Origin of the sequence: Salmonella sp. SAL04213 (genome assembly GCF_046550535.1) — a bacterium.
Lineage (GTDB): Bacteria > Pseudomonadota > Gammaproteobacteria > Enterobacterales > Enterobacteriaceae > Salmonella > Salmonella enterica.
Genome location: NZ_JBGDXS010000002.1, coordinates 71,025 through 89,221 on the forward strand (window position 1 = coordinate 71,025; position 18,197 = coordinate 89,221).

Here is an 18,197-nt window from a genome sequence, read left to right on the forward strand (position 1 = left end):
CATAGCAAACAAATCTCCTACACACTGAGTGATGATGCTAATCCTGAAAGCCTACAAATTCAGACTGGAACCAACGCCTGAACAGTCGCAGCGTTTGCGGCAGTTATGTGGTTGCGCCCGTTTTGTCTGGAATTTAGGTCTTGCGGAGACAAAGCGCATCCTTGGCTCAGGCGAAAAGTTACCTTCGGCTTTCGAGTTGAACAGGATGCTTACAGTGTGGAAAAAAATGCCGGGACACATCTTTTTACAGGATGCTTATACCGACAATCTGCAGCAAAAGTTGAAAGACCTGCATGCTGCATGGAAACGTTGCTTTGATAAAAAGCTCGCAGCTAAGGCCCCGGTATGGAAACGAAAAAATGAGGGCAGAGATTCAATCCGTTTTGTGAACTTTGAGAAATATTGCCGCCTTGAAAATCGCAGAGTGAAGCTACCGTCAGGTCTTGGGTGGGTAAAATTCCGGCAATCTCAACGTGTGAACGGTAAAATCAAAAATGCGACAATCAGTCAGTTAGCGGGACAGTGGTATATCTCGTTTCAGGTTGAAGTTGAAACGGCAGAACCCAATCACACAAGCACAACGATAGTCGGTCTGGACGCAGGAGTAACAAAACTCGCCACGCTTTCAGACGGTACGGTATACCAACCAGTCAACAGTTTTAAAGCAAGTCAGCGCAAGCTGGCAACACTCCAGCGGCAGTTAAGCCGTAAAGTCAAATTCAGCAGTAACTGGCAGAAACAAAAGCGAAAAGTCCAGCGTCTGCACTCGCACATAGCCAATATCCGGCGCGACTACCTTCATAAAGTTACCAGTGAAATCAGCAAAAACCACGCGATGATAGTCATTGAGGATTTGAAGGTTAGTAACATGTCGAAATCGGCAAAAGGTACAGCAGAACAGCACGGACGAAACGTCAAGGCCAAATCAGGTCTAAACCGTTCGATACTGGATCAGGGCTGGTATGAAATGCGCCGCCAGCTTGAGTACAAACAGCTCTGGCGTGGCGGTCAGGTGCTTGCGGTTCCGCCAGCATACACAAGCCAGCGTTGCGCGTGCTGTGGTCATACCGCGAAAGAAAATCGCCTGTCACAAAGTAAATTTGTGTGTCAGGCATGCGGATATACAGCGAACGCTGATGTAAATGGCGCTCGTAACATTTTAGCGGCGGGGCACGCCGTTCTTGCCTGTGGAGGGATGGTGCAGTCAGGCCGCCCGTCTGAAACAGGAACCAGACGCTGAGCAATCAGTCGTCACCCACTAATGGGAATCCCCCTCCTGAGTCACGAAGTGCGAAGGTGGGGGAGGATGTCAAAGAAGAATTTTCATTGTTTGTCCCTTTATTGGTAAATACAAACAAAGTATAGGAAAGTATTAAGCCATCTGCTGCTTTGTTGGGCGCGGCGACGTTTAACTCATGAAGGCTGCTGGCGCGTATTGCAGCAAAATCGTTCATTTATGAACGGGTTAGTGGGACTTTTCATTGAAGTATTACATCAAAAAATGTATCAGATGAAATTATTTGCTAATCATATAAATTTCAAAATATGTCTTTTGTTGTCTGATGATGTATTGCCACGCGTAACTAAAAAATAGATCGCCGTAAGACGTACTCTCTGCGCACCTTTTTTTATCAGAACACCTCCATGAATCGTAATTCTTTCCTTGCCGCGACAGCGAGCTTACCGCTTTTTATTTTGCTGACGGGCTGCGCCCCCATGCACGATACCCGCCAGTCGCTGACCCAGCAGACGCCCTCTTCTCATGTTGATTCCAGCCTGCCGGCGGCATTGAAAAACGGTTGGCCGGATAGCCAGTGGTGGAAGGCGTATCACGATGCGCAGCTTGACGCGCTGATTGATAATGCCATACAGCATTCGCCGGATATGCAGGTGGCTGAACAGCGTATTCAACTGGCGGAAGCGCAGGCGAAAGCGGTTGAGGCGCAGGACGGCCCGCAGCTCGACTTTTCTGCCGACATTGAGCGCCAGCGAATGTCCGCGGAAGGGCTGATGGGGCCATTCGCGATTACCGACCCCGCGGCGGGAACGACCGGGCCGTGGTATACCAACGGTACATTCGGCCTGACGGCGGGCTGGGATCTGGATTTATGGGGGAAAAACCGCGCTGAAGTTACTGCGCGGATCGGGGCGGTCAAAGCGCGCGAAGCGGAGCAGGAGCAAACCCGACAACTGCTGGCAAGCGGCGTGGCGCGACTCTACTGGGAGTGGCAGACGCAGGCGGCGCTGAAAAATGTGCTGATGCAAATCGAGCATGAGCAGCAAAACGTGGTGACGGTAAACCGGGAGCTGTATCAACACGGCATTACTTCTTCTGTTGAAGGGGTCGAGACCGATATCGACGCCAGCAAAACCCAGCAGCAGTTGAATGACGTTAACGGTAAAATGAAGGTTATTGAAGCGCGGCTCAGCGCGTTAACCAATACGCAATCGGCGGCGCTCAAGCTGCGTCAGGTGAGTCTCCCCGCCGTTGAAAGCCAGTTACCGTCGCAACTGGGGTATTCGTTGCTGGCGCGCCGGGCGGATCTACAGGCCGCGCACTGGTACATTGAATCCTCGTTGAGCAGCATTGACGCCGCGAAGGCCGCGTTTTATCCCGATATCAATCTGATGGCTTTTTTACAGCAGGATGCGTTACATCTGAGCGATCTGTTCCGCCATTCCGCACAGCAATATGGCATTACCGGCGGGCTGACGCTGCCGATTTTCGACAGCGGCAGGCTGAATGCCAACCTCGATATCGCCAAAGCGCAAAGCAATCTTTCTATCGCCAACTACAACAAAGCGGTGGTAGATGCGGTTAATGATGTGGCGCGCGCCGCCAGTCAGGTAGAGACGCTGGCGCAGAAAAATCAGCATCAGCAGCAGATTGAGCATGACGCGCAGCGTGTGGTCGGTCTGGCGCAAGCGCGCTTTAATGCCGGCATTATTGCGGGTTCCCGCGTGAGCGAGGCCAAAATCCCGGCACTGCGCGAGCAGTGTAACGGCTTGCTGTTGCAGGGCCAGTGGCTGGATGCCTCCATTCAGCTTACCAGCGCGCTGGGCGGCGGTTATCATTCCTGATTTTTCCGGATGATTCAGACAGGGTTCCTATACTTAGGCTGTGTATGATTCATCCGGAGAGGAATATGACCAAAGTCGCAATTGTAACGGCATCAGATTCGGGAATTGGCAAAGCGTGTGCGTTGTTATTAGCACAAAACGGTTTTGATATTGGTATCACCTGGCATTCTGATGAACGCGGCGCGCAGGAGACGGCGAAAAAAGCGGCGCAGTTTGGTGTGCGGGCTGAGACCATTCATCTTGACCTGAGCCAGTTACCCGAGGGCGCACAGGCCATTGAACATCTTATTCAGCGCCTGGGGCGCGTTGACGTGCTGGTCAATAATGCCGGGGCGATGACCAAATCCGCGTTTATTGATATGCCGTTTACGCAGTGGCGGCAAATTTTTACCGTGGACGTCGATGGCGCGTTTCTCTGCGCGCAGATCGCCGCCCGGCATATGATTAAACAAGGAGAGGGAGGGCGCATTATCAACATCACCTCCGTCCATGAGCATACGCCGCTTCCGCAAGCCAGCGCCTATACCGCGGCGAAACATGCGCTGGGGGGATTGACTAAATCCATGGCGCTGGAACTGATTGAACATCATATTTTGGTCAACGCCGTCGCGCCAGGCGCTATCGCCACGCCGATGAATGATATGGATGACAGCGACATTGAGCCGGGATCGGAACCCTCGATCCCTATCGCCCGACCGGGTTCTACGCATGAAATAGCCAGCCTCGTCGCCTGGCTGTGTTCGGAAGGAGCAAGCTATACCACCGGTCAGTCGCTGATTGTCGACGGCGGGTTTATGCTGGCGAATCCGCAATTCAACGCCAAATAAACGCCGGGTGCCGGATGGCGGCGTTATGCCATCCGGATACCATCGGGTTTAACGGGCCTCCGCTTTGCCGCGTCTTTTCAGCCACCAGCGCACGCCCACCACCAGGACGATGGCCAGAATCAGCCAGACTCCGTGCCTGAGATGCTGATCGAGGTCGTGCAGCCATGGCGCGATCACCTCGCCGCCAAGATATCCCAGCGTGGTAAACAGCAGCGCCCAGATCAGCGCGCCTACAATATTCAGCGGCAGAAAAATTTTAGGCGGCAGGCGGCTGGCGCCAATCAGCAAGGGGCCAACCACCCGGAAGCCATACATAAAACGCGTGCCGATCACAAACAGATACGGATGGCGTTGGATCATTTTCTGCGCGCGACGAATCTTCGTATGATAACGCGGGAAACGACGCAGGATCTTCCCGCCATAGCATCGTCCTAACAGGTAAAGTAGCTGATCGCCCATCATCCCTCCCAGCGCGACAGCCGCCGCCACCAGCGGAAACTTGAGTAATCCCTGATGCGCCGCGACGCCCCCCAACAGGGTAACGGTTTCACCTTCGGCCATACTGCCGATAACCAGCGCCGCATAGCCATAATGCGTAATAAGCGTGTTGATATCCATGCGTAAACCACCTCCGGCATTAAGCATACACCCTGGCAAGAGGCGTGCGAGGCAAAGCCGACGTTTTGCCGGAGACTATTTTGCCATTGCTCATAAAATAACCAGAAACTGAATTATACTTGAACATACTGGCATCTGAGGCAGCAGAAGGGGGCAGTATGAACCATGTATGGGGGCTTTTTTCCCATCCCGATCGGGAAATGCAGGTGATCAAAAGCGAAAACGAAACCGTTTCGCATCACTATACGCACCATGTTTTGCTGATGGCGGCGATTCCCGTCGTCTGCGCCTTTATCGGCACGACGCAAATCGGCTGGAATTTTGGCGACGGCAACGTGTTACAACTCTCGCTGTTTACCGCTTTTGCGCTGGCGGTCTTGTTCTACGGCGTGATGCTGGCGGGCGTCGCGGTGATGGGACGCGTCATCTGGTGGATGGCGCGAAACTATCCGCAACGGCCATCGCTTGCGCGCTGTATGGTTTTTGCCGGCTATGTCGCGACGCCGCTGTTTTTAAGTGGTCTGGTGGCGCTCTATCCCCTGGTATGGTTATGCGCACTGGTCGGCGCTGTCGCGCTCTTTTACACCGGCTATTTGCTGTATTTGGGTATTCCGACTTTCCTTAACATTAATAGAGAGGAAGGATTAAGCTTCTCCAGTTCGACGCTCGCTATCGGCGTGCTGGTCCTGGAGGTGCTACTGGCGATCACCGTGATCCTGTGGGGATACGGCTACCGCCTGTTCTGATGCGAAAAAGGGCTGGCGCAAAAGCCAGCAATGCAGCATTTGCTGACGATTCTTCTGTAGCGGCAACGCTGGCGTGCCGCTATGATGCCACTGCTAGCTTGAGTATAATCTTAGCTCAGGCGGTGTGCGTTACGACGCGCGTGAATCATTATCAGAAATCTCATCATGCTGAAATTCCGAGCTTCATTCCTGAGCCTTGCTCTGATGTTGGCCGTACCTTTTGCCCCGCAGGCCGTGGCGAAAACGGCAGCGACAACCGCGGCGTCTCAACCTGAGATTGCCTCCGGTAGCGCAATGATTGTTGATCTCAACACCAATAAAGTGATCTATTCGAACCACCCGGATCTGGTGCGTCCGATTGCCTCTATAACCAAATTAATGACGGCGATGGTCGTGCTCGACGCGCGATTGCCGCTGGATGAAATACTGAAGGTCGATATCAGCCAGACGCCGGAAATGAAAGGGGTTTACTCCCGCGTGCGCCTGAACAGCGAAATTAGCCGCAAAAATATGTTGCTGCTGGCGTTGATGTCATCCGAAAACCGTGCGGCGGCAAGCCTGGCGCACTATTATCCTGGCGGTTATAACGCGTTTATTAAAGCGATGAATGCGAAGGCGAAAGCGCTGGGCATGACGCATACCCGCTTCGTTGAGCCGACGGGGCTGTCGATTCATAACGTCTCGACCGCGCGGGATTTAACAAAATTGCTGATTGCCACGAAGCAATACCCGCTGATTGGCCAGCTAAGCACCACGCGCGAAGATATGGCGACATTCTCGCATCCGGCGTATACGCTGCCGTTTCGCAATACCAACCATTTGGTCTACCGTGATAACTGGAATATCCAGTTAACGAAAACCGGCTTTACCAATGCGGCGGGGCATTGCCTGGTGATGCGTACCGTGATCAATAACAAACCGGTCGCGCTGGTGGTCATGGACGCGTTCGGCAAATATACCCACTTTGCGGACGCCAGTCGCCTGCGTACATGGATTGAAACCGGTAAAGTCATGCCCGTTCCGGCTGCCGCGCTGAGCTATAAAAAGCAAAAAGCCGCGCAAATGGCGGCAGCCAGCGCCAGTGCCGGGGCGCAAACCGCACAGAACGATTAAGTCGCCGTAGGCCCGGCAGGCATCGCGCCGCCGGGCTTCACGGTAAACCGCACCGTGTTAATGCGTTTCGTCGGGCGTATTTTCCTGCCAGAATTTCCGCTTACTCGTTTTGCCGATACCGGGGTTCATACTGTTGGTCGGGTCATTTTGCCGATAAAAACGCGTCAGCGTTTCCGGCGCTTTATACAGATGTCCAACGTTGTGCTCCGCCGGGTATTGTGCCCCGCGCGCCTGCAACAGCTCCAGCATTTGCGCTTTCAGCGCGTGGACGTCGACGCCTTTCTTCACGATATAGTCCTGATGAAAAACGTGGCACATAAAGTGGCCGTAATAGAGTTTATGTACCAGTTGGCTGTCGATTTCCGGCGGCAGATGCTCGAACCAGTCGGTATCGTTGCGGCGCAGAGCGATATCCAGCGCCAGGATATCTTCCACTTCATCAGCGTGTACGGCCTGATAACGAATCGCCGCGCCAGCAGCGGCGAAGCGGTGCAGGAAGGCTTTGCTGCCTTCTTCCGGCGTACAGGTGAAGAAACCGCCCTCAGCGGATTTAAAAAATTCATTCAGCCAGCGTTGCGCTTCTGCGACGCCGTCTCCCGCCATTTTTAACAGCAGATGATGCTCATATTTATCGCGCCAGTTTTTCATTCGCGGCGGCAGATGGCTGGGAAACAGATGGCCGAATTTCTGCATCGCGCGGTCGGTGAAATGCGGACGGAAAAATTTTACTTTTTCCAGCATCGCATCGGTTCGGCCTTTTAGCGTGAAAAAGAATGGCATCTTGTCGGTGCCGAGTTTATCGATCATCAGAAAGGTATCTTTACCGTACTGCTCCGCAATATCGTAGATATCGCGATGCATATATTCTCCCGCCACTGGCAGATTGTCGAAGTTCGCCAGAATATGCCGACGGATTTCAGTCAGTACCGCGGGCTGATTGGTGCCGATATAAAAAACCTGCTGATTTTTTTCCGCTGCAAAGGTATCAAGGCGAACGGCAAAAACCGCCAGTTTTCCGGCGCAGCCGGAAGATTCAAACAAACGGTCCGGGTCGGCGTTATAGCGGGCGGGCGTATCGGCGTTGATATCTCGTACCCGCGTCACGTAGTCGTGATCGTGCGCATGACGACCATCGTGACGCACATCCTCATCTTTAATCCGTTCGTCATCCAGCTTGCTCAGGATCTGCTCCGGCGTATGCCCAAGATCGATACCCAGATGATTGACCAGTTGCAGTTTGCCTTGCTCGTCAATACGGGCAAAGAGCGACATCTCGGTATAGGCCGGGCCGCGCTGCACCAGCGAGCCGCCGGAGTTATTACAGATGCCGCCGATGACCGACGCGCCGATACACGACGAACCAATCACCGAGTGCGGTTCACGGCCCAGCGGTTTAAGCGCTTTTTCCAGCGCATAGAGCGTCGTACCGGGCCAGGCCAGAACCTGTTGACCGTTATCCAGTAAGTGCAGCTTATCCAGCCGCTGGGTGCTGATAATCACAATATCGCGATCGTAGTCGTTGCCGTTCGGCGTGGAGCCTTCCGTCAGACCGGTGTTGGCGGCCTGCATCAGAATAATTTTGTCAGCGTTAACGCAGGCGTTGAGCACACGCCACAGTTCCAGTAACGAACCCGGGAAAACAACGGCCAACGCGTCGCCCTGACCGGAACGGAAACCCTTGCGATAGCGGGCGGTTTTGGCGGGGTCTGTCAGCAGGTGAGAATAGCCTACCAGGCGGGCCAGCTCATTCAGGAACGTTTTATTATCAGTCATTGTTATGGAAGACATTCTCCACTCCTTGTGGTGGGACAAAATATCAGCGTTAAGCATAGCGCTTTGTATGACAATACGCTTTCTCATTCAAATTGTCTCTGTGTTGGTGGTATTCATTTGCCGCCTTGATACCATTTGCTGGCGGCTGCGTATTCGACTGTGCGGAAAATTAGGAGAATAACCTTCGCTTTCTTCTCCTCTCGCGTTTAGGCTTATGGCAAACTGCGGTTTTTATTCTGTTTTTACCGCCTCGTCGGGATAAAGATAAAGAGAGACTCAACATGAAATGGTTATGTTCAGTAGGTGTTGCTGTGAGTCTGGCGATGCAGCCAGCATTGGCGGAAAACCTGTTTGGCAATCACCCGCTGACGCCCGAAGCGCGCGACGCGTTCGTCACGGATTTACTCAAGAAAATGACTGTCGATGAAAAAATTGGTCAGTTACGTCTGATTAGCGTCGGCCCTGATAACCCGAAAGAAGCGATTCGCGAGATGATCAAAGACGGGCAGGTAGGGGCGATTTTCAATACCGTCACCCGCCAGGATATCCGTCAAATGCAGGATCAGGTGATGGCGTTGAGCCGCCTGAAAATTCCTCTCTTTTTTGCCTATGACGTGGTACACGGCCAGCGAACCGTCTTCCCGATAAGCCTCGGTCTGGCTTCTTCTTTTAATCTGGATGCGGTAAGAACCGTAGGACGCGTATCGGCGTATGAAGCGGCGGACGACGGTCTGAATATGACCTGGGCGCCGATGGTGGATGTCTCCCGGGATCCGCGTTGGGGACGCGCCTCCGAAGGCTTTGGCGAAGATACATATTTAACCTCCATCATGGGCGAAACCATGGTGAAAGCGATGCAGGGCAAAAGTCCGGCGGATCGCTATTCGGTGATGACCAGCGTGAAACATTTTGCCGCCTATGGCGCCGTTGAAGGCGGTAAAGAATACAACACCGTGGATATGAGTTCCCAGCGTCTGTTTAATGACTATATGCCGCCGTACAAAGCAGGGCTGGATGCGGGGAGCGGCGCGGTGATGGTGGCGCTGAACTCGCTGAACGGCACGCCTGCGACGTCAGATTCCTGGCTATTGAAAGATGTCCTGCGCGATGAGTGGGGCTTTAAGGGAATTACCGTTTCCGACCACGGCGCTATTAAAGAACTGATTAAACACGGTACCGCGGCCGACCCGGAAGATGCGGTGCGCGTGGCGCTAAAGGCAGGGGTGGATATGAGCATGGCGGATGAGTATTACAGCAAATATCTGCCGGGTCTGATTAAGTCGGGCAAAGTGACGATGGCGGAACTGGACGACGCGACGCGCCATGTGCTCAACGTAAAATATGACATGGGATTGTTTAACGACCCCTATAGTCATCTGGGGCCGAAAGAGAGCGACCCGGTGGACACCAATGCCGAAAGCCGCCTGCATCGTAAAGAGGCGCGGGAAGTGGCGCGGGAAAGTGTGGTACTGCTGAAAAACCGGCTGGAAACGCTGCCGTTGAAAAAATCGGGCACCATTGCCGTTGTTGGGCCACTGGCCGACAGTCAACGTGATGTAATGGGAAGCTGGTCTGCTGCTGGGGTCGCGAATCAGTCGGTGACGGTGCTGGCGGGTATTCAAAATGCCGTCGGCGACGGGGCGAAGATCCTCTATGCCAAAGGGGCGAATATCACTAACGATAAAGACATCGTCGATTTCTTAAACCTGTATGAAGAGGCAGTGAAAATCGATCCGCGCTCACCGCAGGCGATGATTGATGAGGCGGTGCAGGCGGCGAAACAGGCCGATGTGGTGGTCGCAGTGGTAGGCGAGTCGCAGGGGATGGCGCATGAAGCCTCCAGCCGTACCAATATCACCATTCCGCAGAGTCAGCGCGACTTAATCACCGCTCTGAAAGCCACCGGTAAGCCGCTGGTACTGGTATTAATGAACGGCAGACCGCTGGCGCTGGTAAAAGAAGATCAACAGGCCGATGCGATTCTGGAGACCTGGTTTGCCGGGACGGAAGGCGGCAACGCCATTGCCGATGTGCTGTTTGGCGATTACAACCCGTCAGGCAAACTGCCGATCTCCTTCCCGCGTTCGGTGGGACAAATTCCGGTCTATTACAGCCATCTCAATACGGGACGCCCGTATAATCCTGAAAAGCCAAACAAATACACCTCACGTTATTTTGACGAAGCGAATGGCCCGCTCTATCCGTTTGGTTACGGTCTGAGCTACACCACATTTACGGTGTCTGACGTCACGCTCTCCTCACCGACAATGCAACGCGACGGCAAAGTCACGGCCAGCGTAGAGGTCACGAACACCGGTAAACGCGAAGGGGCTACGGTCATCCAGATGTACTTACAGGATGTCACGGCGTCAATGAGCCGCCCGGTGAAGCAATTAAAAGGCTTTGAAAAAATCACCCTCAAGCCCGGCGAAAGTAAAACCGTGAGTTTCCCGATTGATATCGAGGCGTTGAAGTTCTGGAATCAGCAGATGAAATATGACGCGGAACCCGGCAAGTTCAACGTCTTTATCGGCGTGGATTCCGCTCGCGTTAAACAAGGATCGTTCGAGCTACTGTAAGCCTGCCGTCAACAGGGCGCGATAGCTGCGCCCTGTCTGGCAATGACTTTTCCTGTCCCCCCTTTTATTGCCTGCCACGTCACTTAAACTGGCGGAAAATCCCAGGTTAAACGCAGACTTTTCAACTATGCTTTTTTCTCAAGTCTCTGAAAAAGGCCGTAAAAGGATGAGGAAAGCATCATGACGATCTCAAAGCTATGGGTAAGTTCGCTGGCGTTGCTGGCGACGGTGAGTTTACCTCTACAGGCGGCATCGCCCGTGACGGTCGGGTCAAAGATTGATACCGAAGGCGCGCTGCTCGGCAACATGATTTTGCAGGTACTGGAAAGCCACGGCGTTAAAACGGTCAATAAAATTCAGCTCGGGACGACGCCAGTCGTTCGTGGCGCGATTACCGCCGGAGAGCTGGATATCTATCCGGAATACACCGGTAACGGGGCGTTCTTTTTTAAAGATGAAAACGATCCGGCATGGAAAAATGCAAAGCAAGGCTTTGAGAAAGTCAAAAAACTGGATGCGGAGCAGAATAAGCTGGTCTGGTTGACGCCTGCGCCGGCAAATAACACCTGGACCATCGCGGTACGCCAGGACATCGCGGAAAAAAATAAACTCTCCTCGCTTGCCGATCTCAGCCGTTATCTGAAAGAGGGCGGCACTTTTAAACTGGCGGCGTCTGCGGAATTTATCGAACGGGCGGATGCGCTGCCGGCATTTGAAAAAGCCTATGATTTTACCTTGAATCAGAACCAGCTCTTGTCGCTGGCGGGCGGCGATACGGCGGTCACGATCAAAGCCGCCGCGCAACAAACATCCGGCGTTAACGCCGCGATGGCGTATGGCACCGACGGCCCGGTCGCCGCGCTGGGTCTGCAAACCCTGAGCGACCCGAAAGGCGTCCAGCCTATCTATGCGCCCGCGCCGGTAGTGCGTGAATCGGTGTTACAGGCCTATCCGCAGATAGCCGACTGGCTGCAGCCCGTTTTCGCCAGCCTTGATGAGAAAACGCTGCAACAGTTGAATGCCAGAATCGCCGTAGAAGGGCTGGATGCGAAAAAAGTCGCCGCAGATTACCTCCGACAAAAAGGGTGGGTGAAGTAATCTGTGAGTGATGCTGCCAAAAAAATCACGGTTAATCGTGTGCTGTTGCTGTTGGTTGTTCTGACCTTGCTTGCTGTCGCGCTACCTTTCATTAATTACGCCCCGAATCGTCTGGTGAGCGGCGAGGGGCGCCAGTTATGGGAGATCTGGCCGGCGACCATCTGGATGCTGACTGGCGCGGGATGCGCGCTGTTTACGCTGTGCTTTGTACCCGGTAAACGCGGTAGCGTACTGACGCTGATGATGGCGCAGACGCTTTTTATTGTCATGCTGTGGGGAGTCGGCAGGGCGGCGACCCAGTTGGCGCAGGAGGGCAGTCCGCTGGCGCGTACCAGTCTGGGAAGTGGATTGTGGCTGGGCCTCGGTCTGATGCTGCTGGCCTGTAGCGATGCGATCCGCCGTATTACCGTTGGGCCGCTGTGGCGCTGGTTGCTGCACGCGCAAATTGTCATTGTCCCGCTGGCGCTGCTGTTTTCAGGCACGTTCGACAACCTCTCGCTTCTGAAAGAGTATACCAACCGCCAGGATGTTTTCGATGCCGCGCTGGTGCAACATTTGATGTTACTGGCAGGCACGGTGCTACCGGCGCTGGCGATCGGACTACCGTTGGGCGTCTGGTGTTATTTTTCCGCCTCACGCCAGGGGCCGGTGTTTACCGTGCTGAATGTGATCCAGACTATCCCTTCCGTCGCGCTGTTTGGCCTGCTGATTGCGCCGTTGGCCGGGCTGGTGAAACAGTTTCCGTGGCTTGCCGAATTCGGCGTCGCGGGAACCGGCATGACGCCTGCACTGATAGCGCTGGTGCTCTATGCGTTATTGCCGCTGGTGCGCGGCGTGGTCGCCGGGCTCAATCAGGTGCCGCGCGATGTGCTGGAGAGCGCAAGAGCAATGGGAATGAGTAGCGGCCAGCGCTTCAGGCATGTGCAACTGCCGCTGGCGCTGCCGGTCTTTTTACGTAGCCTGCGGGTAGTCATGGTCCAGACAGTGGGAATGGCCGTCGTCGCCGCGCTGATTGGCGCGGGAGGTTTCGGCGCGCTGGTGTTTCAGGGGCTATTGAGCAGCGCCATTGATTTAGTCCTGTTGGGCGTCATTCCGGTGATTGCGCTGGCGGTAGTGATCGACGCGCTGTTTGATTTATGGATCGCGTTTTTGAAGGGAGCAACCGATGATTGAATTTAACCATGTCAGTAAAACCTTCGGCGATCAACAGGCTGTTAGCGACCTCAATTTGCACTTTAGCGAAGGCAGCTTTTCGGTGTTAATTGGCACCTCCGGTTCGGGAAAATCGACCACGCTGAAGATGATTAACCGGCTGGTAGAGCATGATAGCGGAACGATCCGTTTTGCCGGGGAAGAGATCCGCAGCCTGCCGGTGCTTGAACTGCGCCGTCGCATGGGCTATGCCATTCAGTCTATCGGTCTTTTTCCCCACTGGACGGTGGCGCAAAATATCGCCACCGTACCGCAACTACAAAAGTGGTCGCGTGCGCGGATTAACGATCGTATTGATGAACTGATGGCATTATTGGGTCTGGAAAGCGCGCTGCGCGATCGTTATCCGCATCAGCTTTCCGGCGGGCAACAGCAGCGGGTCGGCGTTGCGCGGGCGCTGGCTGCCGATCCGCAGGTATTGCTGATGGACGAGCCTTTCGGCGCGCTTGATCCGGTAACGCGCGGCGCATTGCAGCAGGAGATGACCCGCATTCATCAGCTACTGGGGCGCACCATCGTACTGGTGACGCACGACATCGACGAGGCGCTACGCCTCGCCGACCATCTGGTGCTGATGGACGGGGGCCACGTTATCCAACAGGGATCGCCGCTTTCTATGCTGACCTCGCCGGAAAATGATTTCGTGCAGGCGTTTTTTGGCCGCAGCGAGCTGGGCGTAAGGCTGCTTTCGTTACGTAGCGTAGGCGATTATGTACGTCGGCATGAACAGCTCAGCGGCGACGCGCTGGTGGAAGAGATGACGCTACGCGATGCGCTATCGATGTTTGTCGCCCGTCGGTGCGACGTCCTGCCGGTGGCGAATCAGCAGGGCGAGCCCTGCGGTACGCTCCATTTCCGCGATCTGCTTTCGGAGACGTCCCCCCGTGAAACGACTGTGTGATCCGCTTCTCTGGCTTATTGTTCTGTTCTTGCTTCTGCTGTTTGGATTGCCTTATAGCCAGCCGTTCTTCGCCGCGCTGTTTCCCGATTTACCGCGCCCGGTCTACCAACAGGAGAGTTTTGCCGCCCTCGCGCTCGCCCATTTCTGGTTGGTGGGCATCTCAAGTTTGTTTGCCGTCGTGGTGGGCGTCGGCGCAGGGATTGCGGTCACGCGAGAAAGTGGGAAAGAGTTTCGTCCCCTGGTGGAGACTATCGCCGCCGTCGGGCAGACCTTTCCGCCGGTCGCGGTACTGGCGATCGCGGTACCTGTCATGGGTTTTGGTCAGCAACCGGCCATCATCGCCTTGATCCTGTATGGGGTGTTGCCCATCCTGCAGGCGACCCTGGCCGGGCTGGGCGCGGTGCCTGCCAGCGTGATGAGTGTTGCCAGCGGTATGGGAATGAGCCGTCGCCAACAGTTGTATCAGGTTGAGCTGCAGCTTGCCGCGCCGGTGATTCTGGCGGGCATCCGAACCTCGGTGATTATCAATATTGGTACGGCGACCATCGCTTCAACGGTGGGGGCCAGTACGTTAGGCACGCCGATCATTATCGGGCTTAGCGGCTTTAATACGGCCTATGTTATCCAGGGGGCGCTGCTGGTGGCGCTGGCGGCGATCATTATCGATCGCCTGTTTGAAAGGCTGACGCGCGCGCTTACCCGGCACGCAAAATAAAACTGTAACCTGCCAGCATCACGCCGCCGATACCGCCAATAGCCATCAGCAGGAAAAGGGCGATCACCCCGATTTTCGCTACGCGCATTATGTACTCCTTATGTTAATAAAAGGAGTATACATTAAAGCGAATTTGTTAGCTGCTGTTTAAACGCCAAGGGGATGAATGTCGCGTCCCTGGGCGCGCCATGCCAGGAGTTGCTGCTGCTGCGCCAGCGTCTGGTTTTCTCCGCACCATACCAGTAACGTCTTGCCGTCAAACAGTTCCGGGCGGAACTGGCTAAGCGAATGCGCCAACACGTCGATTCGCCATCCCTGTTGGCTGGCGACCCAACCTTCCAGCCACAGGCGGGTGGTATCATGGATATTCCAGCCGATCACCAACGCATCTTTTCCCTGTTTCTTACGCGCAGACGCCAGGCAGAGCGCAATATAGTTGATCAGGATACCGTCAAGAATGCCGAGCAGCGCCTGAAGGGCAGGTTGTTGGCACTGTAATCGTCGCCGCAGCGGGACGAACAGGTTAGTGGTCAATGTTTGGGCTGGATAATCCTGACCGCGTTCTTTGACCCATAACCGTAAACTGTGCAGATTACTGCTTTGCAGGTAGTGCAGCAGGATCTCCTGCTGTTCGCGCCAGCCGTTAGGTTGTTCGCTACTGTCGCTACTGAGCAGCACTTTGACTTTGCTGACCTGGACGCCGTTATCTATCCAGCGCTTGATTTCGCGGATTCTGTCGATATCGGCATCGTTAAACAGACGATGACCGCCATCCGTTCGCTGTGGTTTTAAAAGTCCATAACGTCTCTGCCACGCGCGCAACGTGACAGGATTGATATCACAAAGCAAAGCCACTTCACCAATTGTGTAAAGCGCCATCGTTTCACCCTTGCTCGCGAGGTCCCGGTTTAACTTTAGACGCTCTTTTAGGAACCAGGAAGTTTTGCCTGTTTTTTATGCATTAAAACGCGAAGTAGCGGGTTGCGGCGCGGCGTTTAAGTGATCGTATTCACGAATTCATATTTTTATGCAACAGTTCAAAGAAAGTTAATCGTACTCAATGTATGTTACGCGCTTTTAATTGAAGTGTGGTTTGCGGGTATGTACGAGTTTAATCTGGTGTTGCTGCTGCTTCAGCAGATGTGCGTGTTTCTGGTCATTGCGTGGCTAATGAGTAAAACGCGCCTGTTCATCCCGCTTATGCAGGTCACGGTTCGTCTGCCGCACAAGCTTCTGTGTTACGTCACGTTTTCTATCTTCTGCATTATGGGCACTTATTTTGGGCTACATATCGAAGATTCGATTGCCAATACCCGCGCGATTGGCGCGGTGATGGGTGGCCTACTCGGCGGGCCGGTCGTCGGCGGGCTGGTCGGTCTGACCGGTGGGTTACATCGGTATTCTATGGGCGGCATGACGGCGCTGAGCTGTATGATTTCCACCATCGTCGAAGGGCTGCTGGGCGGGTTGGTACACAGCGTTCTCATACGTCGCGGACGCCCGGACAAAGTGTTTAGCCCGCTGACGGCGGGAGCAATTACGTGTGTTGCCGAACTGGTGCAGATGCTGATCATTTTACTGATAGCCAGGCCGTTTGACGATGCCCTGCATCTGGTCAGTAATATTGCCGCGCCGATGATGGTGACGAATACTGTTGGCGCCGCGCTGTTCATGCGTATTTTGCTCGATAAGCGCGCCATGTTCGAAAAATATACTTCGGCATTTTCTGCTACCGCGCTGAAGGTCGCCGCGTCAACGGAGGGGATTCTGCGTCAGGGATTTAACGAAGTGAACAGTATGAAGGTGGCGCAGGTGTTATATCAGGAGCTGGATATTGGCGCCGTCGCCATCACCGATCGTGAAAAACTGCTGGCTTTTACCGGTATTGGCGACGATCACCATCTACCGGGCAAACCCATTTCATCAGGTTATACGCTGAAAGCAATTGAAACCGGAGAGGTGGTTTATGCCGATGGCAACGAAGTGCCGTACCGCTGTTCGCTACACCCGCAGTGTAAACTCGGCTCGACGCTGGTGATCCCGCTGCGTGGCGAAAATCAGCGAGTCATGGGCACCATTAAATTGTACGAAGCGAAAAACCGGCTGTTCAGCTCAATTAACCGCACTCTGGGAGAGGGTATTGCGCAGCTTTTATCCGCGCAGATCCTGGCCGGGCAGTATGAACGGCAGAAGGCGTTGCTGACGCAGTCAGAGATCAAGCTGTTGCACGCGCAGGTGAATCCGCATTTTCTGTTTAACGCGCTCAATACCATTAAAGCGGTGATTCGTCGTGACAGCGAACAGGCCAGCCAACTGGTGCAGTACTTGTCGACCTTTTTTCGCAAAAATTTAAAACGCCCGTCGGAAATCGTCACGCTGGCGGATGAAATTGAACACGTGAACGCTTATCTGCAAATTGAAAAAGCGCGTTTTCAGTCGCGTCTGCAGGTACAGCTTGATGTTCCATCGACGCTTTCACGTCAGAAATTGCCTGCGTTTACATTACAGCCGATTGTTGAGAACGCCATTAAACATGGCACGTCGCAATTGCTTGATACCGGCAACGTCGCTATTCGCGCCCGGCGCGAAGGGCAGCATTTGATGTTAGATATTGAGGATAATGCGGGACTGTATCAGCCTTCCGCCGGCAGTAGCGGGCTGGGGATGAGTCTGGTTGATAAACGTCTGCGCGAACACTTTGGCGATGATTATGGTATTAGCGTGGCCTGCGAGCCGGACTGTTTTACCCGAATTACATTACGACTTCCACTGGAGGAGGACGCATGATTAAAGTGCTGATTGTGGATGATGAGCCGTTAGCGCGGGAAAATCTGCGGATTTTGCTCCAGGGGCAGGATGACATTGAGATTGTGGGGGAGTGCGCGAACGCGGTAGAAGCGATTGGCGCGGTACATAAGCTGCGACCTGATGTGCTGTTTCTGGATATTCAGATGCCGCGTATCAGTGGACTGGAGATGGTAGGAATGCTTGACCCGGAACACCGCCCGTATATCGTTTTTTTGACCGCGTTTGACGAATACGCCATCAAAGCCTTTGAAGAACACGCTTTTGATTATCTGCTCAAGCCGATAGAGGAGAAACGGCTGGAAAAAACGTTACATCGTCTGCGTCAGGAGCGCAGTAAACAGGATGTTTCGTTGCTGCCGGAAAACCAGCAGGCGCTTAAATTCATTCCCTGTACCGGACACAGCCGGATCTATTTGTTGCAAATGGATGATGTCGCCTTTGTCAGTAGCCGTATGAGCGGCGTTTATGTGACCAGCAGTGAAGGTAAAGAGGGGTTTACCGAGCTGACGCTGCGCACGCTGGAAAGCCGGACGCCGCTACTGCGTTGTCATCGTCAGTTTCTGGTGAATATGGCCCATTTGCAGGAAATTCGGCTGGAGGATAATGGGCAGGCAGAGCTGATTTTACGCAACGGCCTGACGGTGCCGGTAAGCCGTCGCTATCTGAAAAGTTTAAAAGAGGCGATTGGCCTGTAAAAGACTGTTAGAATATCGTTTTGCCATAGAA

17 protein-coding genes are annotated in these 18,197 nt (G+C 54.1%); 12 read left to right on the forward strand and 5 right to left on the reverse strand.

The window, feature by feature from the left end:
• Nucleotides 1-34: 34 nt before the first annotated feature.
• Nucleotides 35-1,240: an RNA-guided endonuclease InsQ/TnpB family protein gene (locus ACLJPQ_RS05085; RefSeq protein WP_023211177.1), complete on the forward strand. Its 1,206-nt coding sequence runs from the start codon at nucleotides 35-37 to the stop codon at nucleotides 1,238-1,240.
• Between the two features lie 4 nt (nucleotides 1,241-1,244).
• Here the strand turns inward: ACLJPQ_RS05085 and ACLJPQ_RS05090 are convergent, their stop codons facing one another.
• Complete coding sequence (locus tag ACLJPQ_RS05090) at nucleotides 1,245-1,454, reverse strand: hypothetical protein (protein ID WP_024133166.1); 210 nt, start codon at nucleotides 1,452-1,454, stop codon at nucleotides 1,245-1,247.
• 190 nt (nucleotides 1,455-1,644) lie between these two features.
• On the opposite strand from ACLJPQ_RS05090, the gene mdtQ reads away from it, so the two are divergent.
• Nucleotides 1,645-3,081: a multidrug resistance outer membrane protein MdtQ gene (gene mdtQ / locus ACLJPQ_RS05095; RefSeq protein WP_080184662.1), complete on the forward strand. Its 1,437-nt coding sequence runs from the start codon at nucleotides 1,645-1,647 to the stop codon at nucleotides 3,079-3,081.
• 65 nt (nucleotides 3,082-3,146) lie between these two features.
• A complete protein-coding gene (locus ACLJPQ_RS05100; RefSeq protein ID WP_000169608.1) occupies nucleotides 3,147-3,908 on the forward strand; it encodes an SDR family oxidoreductase in 762 nt (253 codons plus the stop codon).
• A gap of 48 nt (nucleotides 3,909-3,956) precedes the next feature.
• Here ACLJPQ_RS05100 and ACLJPQ_RS05105 read toward each other — a convergent pair whose 3' ends face one another.
• Nucleotides 3,957-4,526, reverse strand: a complete 570-nt coding sequence (locus ACLJPQ_RS05105) for a DedA family protein (protein ID WP_001523476.1) — start codon at nucleotides 4,524-4,526, stop codon at nucleotides 3,957-3,959.
• Between the two features lie 158 nt (nucleotides 4,527-4,684).
• On the opposite strand from ACLJPQ_RS05105, the gene ACLJPQ_RS05110 reads away from it, so the two are divergent.
• Together ACLJPQ_RS05110 and pbpG are read left to right on the forward strand one after the other, a co-directional pair.
• Nucleotides 4,685-5,272: a Yip1 family protein gene (locus tag ACLJPQ_RS05110; RefSeq protein ID WP_001017057.1), complete on the forward strand. Its 588-nt coding sequence runs from the start codon at nucleotides 4,685-4,687 to the stop codon at nucleotides 5,270-5,272.
• Between the two features lie 165 nt (nucleotides 5,273-5,437).
• A complete protein-coding gene (pbpG, locus tag ACLJPQ_RS05115; protein ID WP_000911555.1) occupies nucleotides 5,438-6,385 on the forward strand; it encodes a D-alanyl-D-alanine endopeptidase in 948 nt (315 codons plus the stop codon).
• Nucleotides 6,386-6,442: 57 nt separating this feature from the next.
• On the opposite strand, the gene dld is transcribed toward pbpG, so the two are convergent.
• Entirely contained in the window at nucleotides 6,443-8,173 is a 1,731-nt protein-coding gene (gene dld, locus ACLJPQ_RS05120; protein ID WP_080184661.1) for a D-lactate dehydrogenase, read from the reverse strand.
• A 266-nt stretch (nucleotides 8,174-8,439) separates the two neighbouring features.
• On the opposite strand from dld, the gene bglX reads away from it, so the two are divergent.
• The 5 genes from bglX (at nucleotide 8,440) to ACLJPQ_RS05145 (ending at nucleotide 14,663) form a co-directional block, all read left to right on the forward strand.
• Nucleotides 8,440-10,737 (forward strand): beta-glucosidase BglX, encoded by a 2,298-nt coding sequence (gene bglX / locus ACLJPQ_RS05125; protein WP_000871555.1) that lies wholly within the window; start codon nucleotides 8,440-8,442, stop codon nucleotides 10,735-10,737.
• Nucleotides 10,738-10,917: 180 nt separating this feature from the next.
• On the forward strand, nucleotides 10,918-11,835 hold the full coding sequence (locus tag ACLJPQ_RS05130) for an ABC transporter substrate-binding protein (RefSeq protein WP_000155876.1): 918 nt from the start codon (nucleotides 10,918-10,920) through the stop codon (nucleotides 11,833-11,835).
• A gap of 3 nt (nucleotides 11,836-11,838) precedes the next feature.
• Nucleotides 11,839-13,008 (forward strand): ABC transporter permease, encoded by a 1,170-nt coding sequence (locus ACLJPQ_RS05135; protein ID WP_001278120.1) that lies wholly within the window; start codon nucleotides 11,839-11,841, stop codon nucleotides 13,006-13,008.
• The gene (locus ACLJPQ_RS05140; RefSeq protein WP_000569166.1) at nucleotides 13,001-13,948 is read left to right on the forward strand and encodes an ABC transporter ATP-binding protein; all 948 of its coding nucleotides are present in this window, start codon (nucleotides 13,001-13,003) and stop codon (nucleotides 13,946-13,948) included. Before ACLJPQ_RS05135 ends, ACLJPQ_RS05140 begins: the two co-directional genes overlap by 8 nt.
• Nucleotides 13,932-14,663 carry an ABC transporter permease gene (locus tag ACLJPQ_RS05145; protein WP_080184660.1) on the forward strand — a complete coding sequence of 244 codons (732 nt, stop codon included), beginning with the start codon at nucleotides 13,932-13,934 and terminating at the stop codon, nucleotides 14,661-14,663. Before ACLJPQ_RS05140 ends, ACLJPQ_RS05145 begins: the two co-directional genes overlap by 17 nt.
• Here ACLJPQ_RS05145 and ACLJPQ_RS05150 read toward each other — a convergent pair.
• Both ACLJPQ_RS05150 and mlrA read right to left on the reverse strand, forming a co-directional pair.
• The gene (locus ACLJPQ_RS05150) at nucleotides 14,644-14,751 is read right to left on the reverse strand and encodes a protein YohO (RefSeq protein ID WP_001261696.1); all 108 of its coding nucleotides are present in this window, start codon (nucleotides 14,749-14,751) and stop codon (nucleotides 14,644-14,646) included. The two genes, ACLJPQ_RS05145 and ACLJPQ_RS05150, sit on opposite strands and share 20 nt — an antisense overlap.
• Before the next feature lie 59 nt (nucleotides 14,752-14,810).
• A complete protein-coding gene (gene mlrA / locus ACLJPQ_RS05155) occupies nucleotides 14,811-15,542 on the reverse strand; it encodes an HTH-type transcriptional regulator MlrA (RefSeq protein WP_001240418.1) in 732 nt (243 codons plus the stop codon).
• 222 nt (nucleotides 15,543-15,764) lie between these two features.
• Between mlrA and ACLJPQ_RS05160 the strand changes: the two genes are divergently transcribed.
• Both ACLJPQ_RS05160 and btsR read left to right on the forward strand, forming a co-directional pair.
• Nucleotides 15,765-17,450, forward strand: coding sequence for a sensor histidine kinase (locus ACLJPQ_RS05160; protein ID WP_000272850.1), 1,686 nt, complete (start codon nucleotides 15,765-15,767; stop codon nucleotides 17,448-17,450).
• On the forward strand, nucleotides 17,447-18,166 hold the full coding sequence (gene btsR / locus ACLJPQ_RS05165) for a two-component system response regulator BtsR (protein ID WP_000598637.1): 720 nt from the start codon (nucleotides 17,447-17,449) through the stop codon (nucleotides 18,164-18,166). The genes ACLJPQ_RS05160 and btsR overlap by 4 nt, the downstream gene beginning before the upstream one ends.
• Nucleotides 18,167-18,197 lie beyond the last annotated feature (31 nt).